The following is a 13342-nucleotide window of genomic DNA, read 5'->3' on the forward strand; positions in this document are numbered from 1 at the left end:
CTGCGAGTACCGTATTCAGTAAGGGATATTTGCTAAGCTGAGAGGGTTTGTGAGTCAGGAAATTGAGCTAAAGCTGTTGGTCGACGCCAACGCCAGAGAAAAGATTATGCAACTGTGCCAAAGTCTCGCTAAAGGTGCAGAACACGATACCCTGCACTTGCGCAACAGTTACTTTGACACCGCCGATTTGCGCTTACGGCAGCATGACATGGGGCTGCGCATCCGCCAACATGATGACGAGCGCGAGCAAACCATTAAACTTGCCGGTGAAGTGTTGGGCGGCATGCATACCCGCCCGGAATATAATGCTGTGGTGACCAGCGATACCCCCGACCTGACGCTGTTTGAAGAAGATATCTGGCCTGACGATTTCCCGTTGTTTGATATAAACCGCGAGCTGGAAGAGATTTTTGCTACCGACTTTACCCGTCATCGCTGGCATATTCCAAGTGCCGAAGGCCGCATTGAATTGGTGTATGACGAGGGAGTGATTCGGGCGGGGGAGCATGAACGTGCCATCGCCGAAATTGAAATTGAGGTGCAACAGGGTGACATTGCTGATGCTTACAAAATGGCACGACGCCTGATTACCCGGGTGAATGCGCGACTTGGTAGTCTGAGTAAAGCCGCGCGGGGCTACCTGCTGGCTGGCAAAACGGTACTGGAACCCTTTACCCATGCCCATTTCGTACCTCAAGAGCCAAATGATGGGGTTGGCATTGGCCTCTACCGGGCACTGACTTATGCTTTACAGTACTGGCAACATAATGATGCCTGCCTGGCCGAAATGCCCAGTGTGCGGGCGGTTGCCGGTATCACTGATGGTATCCGTCTGAGTAAAGTGGTGTTGCAGCAGCTGGCGGCACTTGAGGTGGATGTCAGCGATCATATCCTGCGGCTGGAGCAGATGCTCGGTCATCTGGGCTGGCTGAGTCGCTACGATGGTTTGACCGAACTGACCGCAGAGGACGGTGCCTATCACCGCGCGCTCAAGCAACACCCGAAGTTGTATGAGGCCATTCTTGAGCAACAGGAGCATGCCGTTCAGCTGGAACTGGTGCAAAGCCTGAGTATTCGGGACGACTATCAACTGACCTTGCTGGAGCTCGGTGCGCTCTGTCATCAGCAGCCGCGGCATGAGGAAATTGCCGAGTTACCTTTAAAGCAATGGGCTGCGCAGCGTCTGCGTGAGGACTGGCAGGGGGTGATTGATGCCTTTGCCAAAGAAGGCGAACTCAAACCTGAATATTATCTGAAGCAGTTACCCTTACTGCAAAGCTCACTGCAACTTGGTTACTGTGTGGGGTATCTGTTCGATGAGGAAGATCGCGAGCAGTTTCGGGCCCCGTGGCAGGACATGATGCGCGGTATCCGCGAAATCATGGCACTGAAGCTGTTGCGCGAAGCGATAAAGGACAATGAAGACAGCCAACCCGACCGATTGCTGAACTGGCAGCAGGTGCAGCTGGAGTCGCTGCTCTATGCCCTCGAGCACTCGCGCAAGGCCGCATTAAAGCAAGAACCCTATTGGTTGAGTTAATCATGACGAAACCCACGAGCGCGGAACAGGTAAAGCAAAAAGTAACGCATATCAGTCAGTTCGTTGCCGATGTGACGGAACAGGACCCTGATGCTGTTACGCTCGCTCAGAACGCGACGGTAGTGTTGCCCGGCGCTGAGGACTATTTGCGCAAGCTGCAAGGAGCCCTGGAAGCTGCCGACGATGAGGCAGCAGCGCAACGCATACTGCGCAGCTATCGTAAGCGCTGGTTCGCCAGTCTTGCGGCGGCAGACATTGCCGGGCAACTTTCGTTGGCGACCATGCTGGAACATTTATCTGCCGCTGCTGATGCTTTTATTATTGCTGCCCGTGACTGGCTGTATCCGCGTTTGAGCGACCGTTATGGCGTGCCCCGCGACAGCGAGGGGGCCGCACAGCCGTTATTGGTTCTCGGAATGGGTAAGCTCGGTGGGCGTGAACTGAACTTCTCATCTGATATTGATTTGATTTTCTGCTACCCCGAGCGTGGTGAGACCGATCACGAGCGCAAGCCTATTGAGACCGACGTGTTTTTCACCAAGCTGGTACAAGGGTTGGTGAATCTGCTCGATACGGTAACAGGCGATGGCAGGGTGTTTCGGGTGGACTTACGGCTGCGTCCCTTCGGGCAGTCAGGGCCGGTGGTGACCAGTCTCGCCGCGTTGGAATACTATTACCAGGAGCAAGGTCGCGACTGGGAGCGTTACGCCATGGTGAAGGCGCGTCTGATTGGCGCCAGTAGCGAGCATGAACAACAGTTCCGACAGTTACTTCGCCCCTTCGTTTACCGCCGCTATATCGACTTCTCGGCGATTGATGCATTGCGCAAAATGAAAAACCTGATCAATCAGGAAACCAAACGTCAGGGTGTGCAGAACAATATTAAATTAGGCCCTGGTGGCATTCGTGAAGTTGAATTTATTGCCCAGACCTTTCAGCTGATACGCGGTGGACAGGAACGTCAGCTGCAAACGCAGTCGCTGTATCAGGCTTATGAGGTCATTGCCGGGCAGGGACTGCTACCACAGCAAACGGTTACTGAACTGCTGAGCAGTTATGAGTTGTTGCGCCGGGTCGAGCACGCACTGCAGGAGTTGAACGACGAGCAGACCCAGACGTTACCGGACAACGAGGACGCGCAAGAGCGGGTAGCAGCAGTGTTTGAGCAGCAATGGCCGCAGCTGCTGGACAGCATTCAGCAGGCGATGCGTACCGTACATCAGCATTTTCAGCAGGTGATTGGCGACAATGAAACCGATGACGAGGATGCCGGGCCGTTGCAGATCCTCTGGCAGGACATGATTGAGGACGCGACTGCGCTCGATGTACTGCAGGACTACGGACTTAATAAACAGCGCGCACAAGCGATCTGGCAATTGGTTAATGAACTGCGCGACGAAGTGCGAAAACGCGGCAGCGGGCCGCGGGGGCGCAAGGCAATGGGAAAACTGGTGCCGCTACTGTTACAGCGCTGTCTGCAACTTGCTGATGCGGAAATAGTGCTCGAGCGGGTGCTCGGTATTTTGCGGCGAATTATGAGTCGCACCGCCTACGTTGAGCTGCTGGTCGAGAACGTCGGCGCGCGGGAACAGTTAGTTAAACTTTGTCGGGCCAGCTCCTGGATTGCACAGCATCTGGCCAAGCTGCCCATTTTACTGGATGAACTGATTGATCCGCAGCACCTGTATGAACTCCCGGCCGTGAATGATTACCGCGCTATTATCGACGAGTACCTGCTTCGCATCCCTGAGCAGGAAGATGATCTGGAAGCGCAAATGAATGCGCTGCGCCAGGCGCGGCAGTCCTGTCAGTTGAAAATTGCCGCCGCAGATATCAGCGGTGGCTTGCCGTTAATGAAAGTCAGCGACCATCTGAGCTATCTTGCCGAAGCGATTATTGGCGCGGTAGTGCGACTTGCGTGGCAGCAACTCGTGGCGCGTCATGGCTGTCCGCCGGGACGCTCGCCTGAAAACATGGGGTTTGCTGTGATTGCTTACGGCAAGCTCGGCGGTATTGAGCTTAGCTATAGCTCCGATCTGGATCTGGTGTTTGTGACTGACAGCGATTATCAGGGCGAAACTGATGGTGTAAAGCCAGTGGAGACGCAACAATTTTACCTGCGCCTGGCGCAGCGCATACTGCATCTGTTCACCACGCGCACCATGATCGGAACTTTGTACGATGTCGATATGCGCTTACGCCCTTCAGGCAAGGCCGGGCTTTTGGTCACTCGCCTGGCGACCTACGCCAGTTACCTTGCTGAAGACGCCTGGACCTGGGAGTTACAGGCATTGGTGCGGGCGCGTCCGGTATTCGGTGACCAACAGCTGTGTCAGGCGTTTGGCAAGATGCGTAAAGAGCAACTGTGTCAGCCACGGAATGCGGATAAGCTGGCGCAACAAGTGGTAGAAATGCGCGAAAAGATGCGCAGCCATAAGCAACAGCAGGCCGACAACGAACAAAGCTTTGACTTGAAACAGGGCACCGGTGGTATTACCGACATCGAGTTTCTAGTGCAATATCTGGTGCTACGGTTCAGCAACGTGTCACCGCAATTGACTGAGTACACCGATAATGTCCGTATTCTTGCGCAGGCCGGTGAGGCAGGGGTGTTAAGCGCCGCGCAGGCGGAGCAATTGACCCGGGTGTATGTGCACCAGCGCGAATACCTGCATCAGTTGGCGCTCGATGATCGCGGCTCAGTAACCCATCAGCCCTTCACCGAAGAGCGGGCCATTGTGCAGCAGGCGTGGCAGGAGTGGTTCCCGGGGGAGTCTGAGAGCGATCGCCGCGCTAATTAATCGCGGCGATAGAGATCCCGATCGGTTTCAGAAGGGCGTGTCTTAAAACGGCGATGAACCCAAAGATACTGTTCGGGGCGCTGATTGATGGCGTATTCGACCATCTGATTCACGCGGGTGACGTCCGCAACGTCATCCCCGGTTGGAAAGTTTTCAAACTGCGGATAAAAAGTCATATCGTAACCACTACCATCTTCACGACGAAAACAGGTCGTTGGCAGTACCGCACAGTTTTTGCTGCTCGCAAACAGCAAGGTACCGGTTGTGGTGCTGGCTTCCGGCACCGCAAAAAAAGGTGCGAAAACCGTTCGCCGGCGACCATAATCCTGATCCGGCAGGTAGCCGGCAATTTCGCCCTGGTCAATCGCTTGTTTCATACTGCGTACGTCGGTACGCGGAATCATGTATTTATTTGAACGACCGCGTCCCCGGGTTTGCAGGTATTCCATGACGGCATTGTTGTGTGGCCGGTATAAACCTACTGCAGGCTGCACAAAGCCGTGTAAACGGGCGTGCACCTCAAGACTGAGAAAGTGAAATAAAAGCAGCAATACACCCTTGCCTTCTTGCAAGGGCGCATGTAAATGCTCAACACCATGCACGTGCAGTTTGCGACGAATACGCCAATCGGGCCACCACCACGCCATTCCCGTTTCGAAGAACGCAATGCCGGTGTTTTCCATGTTTTTACGCACTAAGGCTTCTATTTCATCACTGGACTTGTCAGGAAAGCACAGTTCAAGATTACGCCGGGCAATATCTGCGCGCTTCGGCACAAACTTGTAAAACAGCTTGCCCAGACCGCGGCCAAGTGCCAGTTGCCACTTGTAAGGTAACCAAGAGATGAAATAAAGAAGGCCGACCCCTAACCAGGTCAGCCAGTACTTCGGTAATAAAAACCTTGCTTCAAATTTAGGTTTTTCAATTATTTTCATTAATCAGACTTGCGTTAATTGCCATCAGATCCTGTTCACTGATTTTACCTGAAGCTTGCTGCAGCGTCAGTGACTGGCGGATGTAATTGTAACGCGCAGTCGACAGGTTGCGGCGCGCATTAAACAGGTCGCGGGTGCTGTCAAGCACGTCAACAATCGTACGTGTACCTACCTCAAAGCCCGTTTGTGTGGCATTTAGCGCACTTTCTGCCGAGACCACTGCCTGCTCAAGGGCGCGGATGGTGGCAATAGCGGCGACCAGATCATAATAAGAGGTGCGAACTTCACGCTCGACATTACGACGGGTAGATTCAAGCTGCTGGCTGCTGGCGACATAGTTAGCGCGCGCCTGATCGGCCTGCGATGAGGTGCGGAAACCGCTGAAAATAGGCACGTCAAGCGACACGCCGATACGGGAGTTATCCATCCGTGGGCTGTCATTGGTACGACCTAATACTTCTGATTCAGAGTCGGAAGTACCGTAACTGGCCGATAACGAAACGCGAGGATAATGTCCGGCCTGGGCCAGCTCGATTTGCTGTTCAGAGATTTCTACCGCAACGCGTTGTACGAGTAATTGCAGGTTTTTGTCTTCAGCAGTGCGCACCCAGGCGTCAGCTTCATCAGGCTGAGGCGACGATGGTGAGAAGTTTTTGGTATCAAGCTCAGCCAGATTGTCATGATAACGGCCGGTGATTTCACGCAGGCTTTCCTGGGCGATTTCCACCGCATTTTGCGCCTGGATTTCACGCGCAACGGCCTGATCATACTGGGCCTGAGCTTCGTGCACGTCAGTGATGGCAGTTAAGCCAACTGAGAAACGCTGCTTGGTTTGTTCTAACTGACGTTCAATCGCGCGCTTTTCTGCTTGCGCGAACTCCAGGTCATCTTTACGTTCGAGCACAGTGAAATAAGCGTTAACAACGCGAATCATTAATTGCTGGCGCTCACTCAGGTAGCTTACTTCAGCTTGGTACGCCTGTTTCTCAGCGATTTGCGTCTGCTCCCAGACGGCTTTGCTGAACAGGTTCTGACTCAGGTTAAATCCAGCATCCCAACCGGTGGTGGTAATGTCATACATGAAAGTATTACCTGAGCTATCGATGTCCAGCGTTTCCCGCTGGCTGCGCGCGTAACCGGCACTGAAACCAAGCTGCGGCCACCAGTCGGCCCGGGCAATGTCAACGCCTTCTTGCGCGGCATCACGTTGTGCCTGAGCTTGCTTCAGCGTCGGGTCGTTCTGCAGCGCTAATTGAAAAATTTCAGCAAGATCGTCAGCGTATACCGCTGAGCTGCTTGCAGCAAAAGTAAGTCCGATAACAGCAGATAAAATCGTTTTTTTCATGAGTTCAGTAGTCCTGAATTGTTTGTCTGGCTCAGATGACCGTTGCTAAATTAGTTTGGTATTTTACATACACATTTGAATGATTACTAGCATACTCCGATAGCCCGTCGCTTTCATGCTTTCAGTTGCAACAGGATTGGCAGAAATGTAACCAATTATGAGAAGTGTGCACGAAAACTCATTGTCTGACGTATCCCAGCTTAGGGTCTGTTAAACTATGCAGCATGAAGGCTCGAACGTAGTTTAGCTAAATCTGATAGACGTTGGTAAAAAGCAAAAGGTTTAATGTGCAAAAATTTAGTCATGATGATTACAAAATCATCGCGAAGAAGATCGTTCGTGAAGGGTTTCTCAGTATTTTCAGCTATCGGCTGAAGCACCGTTTATTTGCTGGCGGCTGGTCGCAGGAGTTTGATCGCGAGGTCATGGACCGCGGGCATGCGGTGGTGGTGTTACCCTATGACATTAAGCGCGACCGCTTAGTCGTGTTGGAACAATTTCGCATTGGCGCACTCGAACAAGAAGACTCGCCATGGTTAATCGAATTTGTGGCTGGCATGATCGACAAGCCCGACGAGAGTGCGGAAACGGTGGCCCATCGTGAGCTAGAGGAAGAGGCCGGGCTGCAGACTGACAAACTGCATTACGCCCTAACTTATCTGTCGACCCCCGGCGGCTGTACCGAAAAAATTTCGGTCTATGTGGCAGAGGTGGACAGCAGTAAGGCGTCGAATCATGGAGGCCTGGCGTCTGAGAACGAAGATATACGTGTTCATTCGTTACCAAGGCAAGACGTAGTAGACCTGCTTGAGCAGGGAAAAATTAACAATGCAGCCAGTGTGATTGGACTACAATGGTTGCAATTACATTTGGAGCAGATCAGGCAATCATGACCCGAGATATTAAGCGTCAGCGTTATCAGTTCGATCTTGCCGCCCTGCAACGGCTGGCGGCAGTGAACTATGCGGCGTTAACTAAGCTGGTGAAACAGATTAAGCAAGGCAGTGAGAAGCTGATTAAAGTTGGCAGCCATTTACATTTTCGCGTGGCGGTCGTACAGCGCGCTCCTTACACCACCGATATCCGCATTCAGCAACATGCGTTGCAGACAAAGCTGCCGGGCTTAGTCGAAACCGAACTTGAGGTGCGGCTTTACCATGACGCGCAACTTGCTGAAGTTACGCGAAGTCAAAATGTACAGCGTCTCGCTGCCGTCTATACTCAGCCCAATCCGGCCATGCATCAGCGCAACGAAAAGTTTCAGGTGAACCAGTTTTTGCAGGAGTGGCTTGAACTTATTCGTGAGCAAGGGCTGGTTGCCGAATACTAGCTTGAGTTTATACTCAAGCTGTAACAGTATATGAGCATTCAATAACTATAATTCTTGTCATCGAAAAGAAGAGCGCATGTCAGACTATAAAGCAGATGCGATTGAGGTCCTCAATGGCCTCGAACCGGTGCGACGTCGCCCGGGAATGTATACCGACACCACCCGACCCAACCACCTAGGCCAGGAAGTCATTGATAACAGCGTCGATGAAGCGTTAGCGGGCCACGCGCGCGAGCTGACGGTTATTCTGCACCCGGATCAGTCGCTGGAAGTGCAGGACGATGGCCGCGGCATGCCGGTTGACGTGCACGCTGAAGAGGGCGTGCCCGGGGTCGAGCTGATCATGACCAAGCTCCATGCCGGTGGTAAGTTCTCGAACAAAAATTACAATTTCTCCGGTGGTTTACACGGCGTAGGTATTTCTGTCGTGAACGCTCTTTCGACCCGCGTTGATGTTACCGTCAAGCGCGACGGGCAAGTCTATGAAATGGCTTTTGAGAACGGCGATAAGGTAAGCGATTTAACCGTCACTGGTAGCGTTGGTAAACGTAATACCGGTACCATCATCCGTTTCTGGCCTGATCCTAAGTACTTTGACTCGGCCAAGTTCTCAGTACTTAAAATGACCCATTTGTTACGGGCGAAAGCGGTTCTCTGTCCGGGCCTGAAGATTACCTTTAAAAACCTCATCGATAACAGTGAACAGACCTGGCAATACGCCGACGGTCTGCGTGACTATCTGGTCGAGGCGGTGCAGGAATTACCGACGTTGCCAGAGGAACCCTTCATTGGTAGCTTCAGTGGTAATGAAGAGGCGGTTGACTGGGCGGTCACCTGGCTACCCGAAGGCGGCGAGGGCGTTGCGGAGAGCTACGTAAACCTGATCCCCACGCCGCAGGGTGGCACCCATGTTAACGGCCTGCGCCAGGGCTTACTGGAGTCCATGCGCGAATTCTGTGAGTTCCGTAACCTGTTGCCACGTGGGGTCAAACTGACCCCCGAGGACATCTGGGAGCGGTGCACTTATATTTTGTCGGTGAAAATGCAGGATCCGCAATTTGCCGGACAAACCAAAGAGCGTTTGTCGTCGCGCCAGTCGGCAGCATTTGTTTCCGGCGTAGTTAAAGATGCCTTTAGCCTGTGGCTGAACGAACATACCGAGCAGGCCGAGCAACTGGCCGAATTGTGTATTCATAACGCCCAACGGCGCATGCGCGCGAGTAAGAAAGTGGTGCGCAAAAAAGTCACGCAGGGGCCGCCGTTACCGGGCAAACTGACCGACTGTGCGACCCAGGATCCGTCTCGCGGCGAACTGTTTCTGGTTGAGGGTGACTCGGCCGGTGGCTCTGCCAAACAGGCGCGGGATCGTGATTTTCAGGCGGTGATGCCGCTGCGCGGTAAAATTCTGAATACCTGGGAGGTCGAGTCTGATCAAATTCTCGGTTCGCAGGAAATTCACGATATCTCTGTCGCGCTTGGCGTTGATCCTGACTCTGGCGATCTGGAGAAGCTGCGCTACGGTAAGATTTGCATACTGGCCGATGCGGACTCTGACGGTCTGCATATCGCCACCTTGCTCTGTGCGCTGTTCGTGCGCCACTTCCGCGCGTTGGTGGAACATGGGCATGTGTATGTCGCGATGCCGCCGCTTTATCGGATTGATGTTGGCAAAGAAGTGTTTTACGCGCTCGATGAAGACGAGAAACAGGGCATTTTAGATCGTATTGATGCGGAAAAGCGCAAGGGCAAAGTCAACGTTCAGCGTTTTAAAGGTCTGGGTGAAATGAACCCGCTGCAGTTACGTGAAACGACCATGGATCCGAATACCCGCCGGCTGGTGCAGCTTACGGTGGATGAGCCTGCCGCGACTGAAGAGCTGATGGATATGTTACTGGCCAAAAAACGCGCAAGCGACCGTCGCGAGTGGTTGGAAAGTAAGGGCAACCTGGTCGATCTGGCTGAGCTGTAAGGAGAATTATAAGAATGTCGATGGACACCGTAGAACAAATTCCACTGCGTCGGTTTACTGAGGATGCCTACCTCAATTATTCCATGTACGTCATTATGGACCGCGCTTTGCCACATATTGGTGATGGCCTTAAGCCGGTGCAACGACGCATTATTTATGCCATGTCAGAGTTGGGCTTGTCGGCGTTAGCGAAATATAAGAAGTCGGCGCGTACCGTGGGTGACGTATTAGGTAAGTTCCACCCGCATGGCGACAGCGCTTGTTATGAAGCCATGGTACTGATGGCGCAGCCGTTTTCGTACCGGTACCCGTTGGTAGATGGCCAGGGTAACTGGGGCTCACAGGATGATCCTAAGTCATTTGCCGCAATGCGTTATACCGAAGCGAAATTGTCACGCTTCAGTGAACTGCTGCTCAGTGAGTTGGGTCAGGGCACCGTGGATTGGGTACCGAACTTTGACGGGACCATGAAAGAGCCACGCATGTTGCCTGCGCGGTTACCGCATATTCTCCTGAACGGGGTGACAGGCATCGCTGTTGGTATGGCGACGGACATTCCACCGCACAACGCTCGGGAAGTGGCACATGCATGCGCGCTGTTGCTCGAGAAGCCAAGCGCCGATCTGGCCGAGGTGATGGAACATTTACGCGGGCCAGATTATCCGACCGATGCAGAAATTATTACCCCGCATGAAGAGATTGTAAAAATCTATGAGAGTGGCCGCGGTAGTATTCGGATGCGGGCAAAATATCAGCTGGAGGACGGCGAAGTTATTGTTGATGCGTTGCCGCATCAGGCATCAGGCGCCAAAGTGTTAGAGCAGATTGCAGCGCAGATGCAGGCGAAAAAGTTACCGATGGTGTCTGATCTGCGCGATGAGTCCGATCATGAAAATCCGACGCGCCTGGTCATTGTGCCCCGTTCAAATCGGGTCGACATTGAGCAGATGATGCAACACTTATTTGCCACCACCGATCTTGAGAAGCAGTACCGGGTTAACCTGAATATGCTCGGCCTTGACGGCCGCCCGCAGGTGAAGCCGATTCTGAACGTACTGAAAGAGTGGCTGGTTTTCCGGCAAACGACCGTCACCCGCCGTCTGCAGCATCGTCTGGACAAGGTGCTGGCGCGCCTGCACATCCTCGAAGGTTTGTTGATTGCTTATCTGAACATTGATGAAGTGATCGCCATTATTCGCTACGAAGATGAGCCCAAAGCTGAGTTGATGAAGCGTTTCCAGTTAACGGAAACGCAGGCGGAAGCCATTCTGGAACTGAAGTTACGCCATTTAGCCAAGCTCGAAGAGATGAAGCTGAAAGGTGAGCAGGATGAGTTGGAAAAAGAGCGAGAGCAACTGGAACTGCTACTGAGCTCTGATCGTCGTCTGAAGACATTGATCCGCAAAGAAATCCTGGCTGACGCTGAGAAATACGGTGACGAGCGTCGCGCGCCGCTGGTAGAACGCGCTGAAGCGCGAGCACTGAGTGAGCGTGACCTGACACCTGCGGAACCGGTGACTGTGGTGCTGTCGAAAAAAGGCTGGGTACGCGCCGCCAAAGGCCATGATGTTGACGGCGCCGCCTTAGCTTATAAGTCGGGCGATAGTTTCCTGGCGAGTGCTCAGGGTAAGAGTAATCAGCAAGTCGTCTTTCTCGATAGCTCGGGGCGTAGTTTTGCCTGTGAGGCGCATTTATTGCCGTCTGCCCGAACGCAGGGCGAGCCATTGACCGGCCGTTTCAGTATGGTAGCCGGTGAAACCGTTGAACAAGTCATGATGGCCAAAGATGAGCAACGTTACCTGTTAGCGTCTGACGCAGGTTATGGCTTTATCTGTAAGTTCAGCGATCTGGTCAGTCGCAATAAAAATGGTAAAGCGGTGCTGAACCTGCCAACGGGCGCTAAAATACTGCCGCCAAATCGGGTGAACGATATGCAGTCAGATTTACTTGTCGCGGTCTCGAACGAAGGGCGGATGCTTATTTTCCCGGTCGCTGATTTACCCGAGTTAGCCAAGGGTAAAGGCAATAAGATGATGAGTATTCCGGCGCTACGGGCGCAGTCGCGCGAGGAGTATGTCGTAGCGACTAATGTGGTGCCCGCGGATACCGCAATTACCTTGCTGGCAGGCAAGCGCAAGCTGACCTTAAAGCCTGCCGATCTGGAGCATTATCGCGGTGAACGCGGCCGTCGGGGAAATAAGCTACCGCGCGGTCTGCAACGCGTTGACGCGATTACCGTAGAGAGTCAGGACTGATCGGAGTAATTTTTTCCGCTGAAAAAGGTATAATAGCGGGCAGCAACTAATTAGGAGAATGCATGCTCGCTGTTGTACGTCTGATTTTACTTGGCTGTTTTGTCGTGATTTGTGGCGTAATAGGTCTGTTAATCTGCCTGTTGCGCCCATTCCATCCAAACAATACCCCTATTTTTGCGCATTGGTATGGCCGCATGCACCGTTTGTTGGGTGTAAAGCTTGATATTCGTGTTCCGCAGGGACTTTATGAAGGCGGGCCTTATGTTTATATCGCCAATCACCAGAATACCTACGACATTTTCACCCTAAGCCGGGCGATGCCGCCAGGTACCGTGAGTATTGGTAAAAAAAGCCTGAAGTGGATCCCGTTTTTTGGTCAGTTGTACTGGCTGGCTGGTAATATCTTAATTGACCGCAAAAATACCGGTCGGGCCCGCGGCACTATTGATCAGGCCGCCGAAGCCATTCGGGAGCGGCAGATTTCGGTGTTATTGTTCCCCGAAGGTACACGTAGCTATGGCCGGGGCCTGTTGCCATTTAAAACGGGCGCTTTTCGCACTGCGATCCAGGCGGACGTGAGCATTGTCCCGATTTGCGTATCGAATCTGCACGGTCGTATTAAGTTAAATCGCTGGAATAATGGTACGGTAATTATCGAAATGCTGGAGCCGGTGCCGGTCAGCGGCTACAGTGCGGAAAACGTGCGCGCGCTTACGGCGCATTGCCACCAGCTGATGCAAATGAAAATTAGTGAGCTTGATCACGAACTCGCTCAGGGAGCTACTGAATATGGCCAATGATTCTGCTGAACTGCTGGCGCAAAGCGATGCAACAGTTGCTGCGCTAATTGAAGATGGTGCAGATCCGGACACACGCTTTACTATTGAACACCACCTGGTCAGCGCTGACTTTACCAAATTAGAGAAAGCAGCGGTGGAGCTGGTAAAAGCAGGCTATCACGTCGACGATGCCGACGAATTCGAGCTTGATGATGGTAGCCGCTTGTTTGCTTTTGCTGCTGTCAGTGAGGTGAAGCTTGACGCTGAACTGCTGCGTCAGCAAACCAAAGAAGTCTGCAAGATAGCCGACTTAGCCGGCGTAGAGTACGACGGTTGGGGTACCTTCTTTGGTGAGGCTGACGAAGAAGAGTAAAATGCTGCGGCGCTG

10 protein-coding genes are annotated in these 13342 nt (G+C 52.9%); 8 read left to right on the top strand and 2 right to left on the bottom strand.

Annotated features, from left to right (window positions below):
- Nucleotides 1-49: 49 nt before the first annotated feature.
- Both CWI71_RS06460 and glnE read left to right on the top strand, forming a co-directional pair.
- Nucleotides 50-1540 carry a CYTH domain-containing protein gene (locus tag CWI71_RS06460; protein WP_126754453.1) on the top strand — a complete coding sequence of 497 codons (1491 nt, stop codon included), beginning with the start codon at nucleotides 50-52 and terminating at the stop codon, nucleotides 1538-1540.
- A 2-nt stretch (nucleotides 1541-1542) separates the two neighbouring features.
- Nucleotides 1543-4341, top strand: a complete 2799-nt coding sequence (gene glnE, locus CWI71_RS06465) for a bifunctional [glutamate--ammonia ligase]-adenylyl-L-tyrosine phosphorylase/[glutamate--ammonia-ligase] adenylyltransferase (protein WP_126754454.1) — start codon at nucleotides 1543-1545, stop codon at nucleotides 4339-4341.
- On the opposite strand, the gene lpxL is transcribed toward glnE, so the two are convergent.
- Nucleotides 4338-5270, bottom strand: a complete 933-nt coding sequence (gene lpxL / locus CWI71_RS06470; protein WP_126754587.1) for an LpxL/LpxP family Kdo(2)-lipid IV(A) lauroyl/palmitoleoyl acyltransferase — start codon at nucleotides 5268-5270, stop codon at nucleotides 4338-4340. The genes glnE and lpxL overlap by 4 nt on opposite strands.
- Nucleotides 5263-6621, bottom strand: a complete 1359-nt coding sequence (tolC, locus tag CWI71_RS06475) for an outer membrane channel protein TolC (protein ID WP_126754455.1) — start codon at nucleotides 6619-6621, stop codon at nucleotides 5263-5265. The genes lpxL and tolC overlap by 8 nt, the downstream gene beginning before the upstream one ends.
- 287 nt (nucleotides 6622-6908) lie before the next feature.
- On the opposite strand from tolC, the gene CWI71_RS06480 reads away from it, so the two are divergent.
- The 6 genes from CWI71_RS06480 to rraB all read left to right on the top strand — a co-directional run bounded on the left by CWI71_RS06480 (nucleotide 6909) and on the right by rraB (nucleotide 13327).
- A complete protein-coding gene (locus tag CWI71_RS06480) occupies nucleotides 6909-7514 on the top strand; it encodes an NUDIX domain-containing protein (protein WP_126754456.1) in 606 nt (201 codons plus the stop codon).
- The gene (locus tag CWI71_RS06485; RefSeq protein WP_157981072.1) at nucleotides 7511-7951 is read left to right on the top strand and encodes a DUF1249 domain-containing protein; all 441 of its coding nucleotides are present in this window, start codon (nucleotides 7511-7513) and stop codon (nucleotides 7949-7951) included. The genes CWI71_RS06480 and CWI71_RS06485 overlap by 4 nt, the downstream gene beginning before the upstream one ends.
- Nucleotides 7952-8027: 76 nt before the next feature.
- On the top strand, nucleotides 8028-9920 hold the full coding sequence (gene parE / locus CWI71_RS06490; protein WP_126754458.1) for a DNA topoisomerase IV subunit B: 1893 nt from the start codon (nucleotides 8028-8030) through the stop codon (nucleotides 9918-9920).
- 14 nt (nucleotides 9921-9934) lie between these two features.
- Nucleotides 9935-12175, top strand: coding sequence for a DNA topoisomerase IV subunit A (parC, locus tag CWI71_RS06495; RefSeq protein WP_126754459.1), 2241 nt, complete (start codon nucleotides 9935-9937; stop codon nucleotides 12173-12175).
- A gap of 62 nt (nucleotides 12176-12237) precedes the next feature.
- The gene (locus CWI71_RS06500; protein WP_126754460.1) at nucleotides 12238-12975 is read left to right on the top strand and encodes a 1-acylglycerol-3-phosphate O-acyltransferase; all 738 of its coding nucleotides are present in this window, start codon (nucleotides 12238-12240) and stop codon (nucleotides 12973-12975) included.
- Complete coding sequence (rraB, locus tag CWI71_RS06505) at nucleotides 12965-13327, top strand: ribonuclease E inhibitor RraB (protein ID WP_126754461.1); 363 nt, start codon at nucleotides 12965-12967, stop codon at nucleotides 13325-13327. Before CWI71_RS06500 ends, rraB begins: the two co-directional genes overlap by 11 nt.
- Nucleotides 13328-13342 lie beyond the last annotated feature (15 nt).

Origin of the sequence: Pseudidiomarina insulisalsae (genome assembly GCF_003987065.1) — a bacterium.
Classification (GTDB): Bacteria; Pseudomonadota; Gammaproteobacteria; order Enterobacterales; family Alteromonadaceae; genus Pseudidiomarina; species Pseudidiomarina insulisalsae.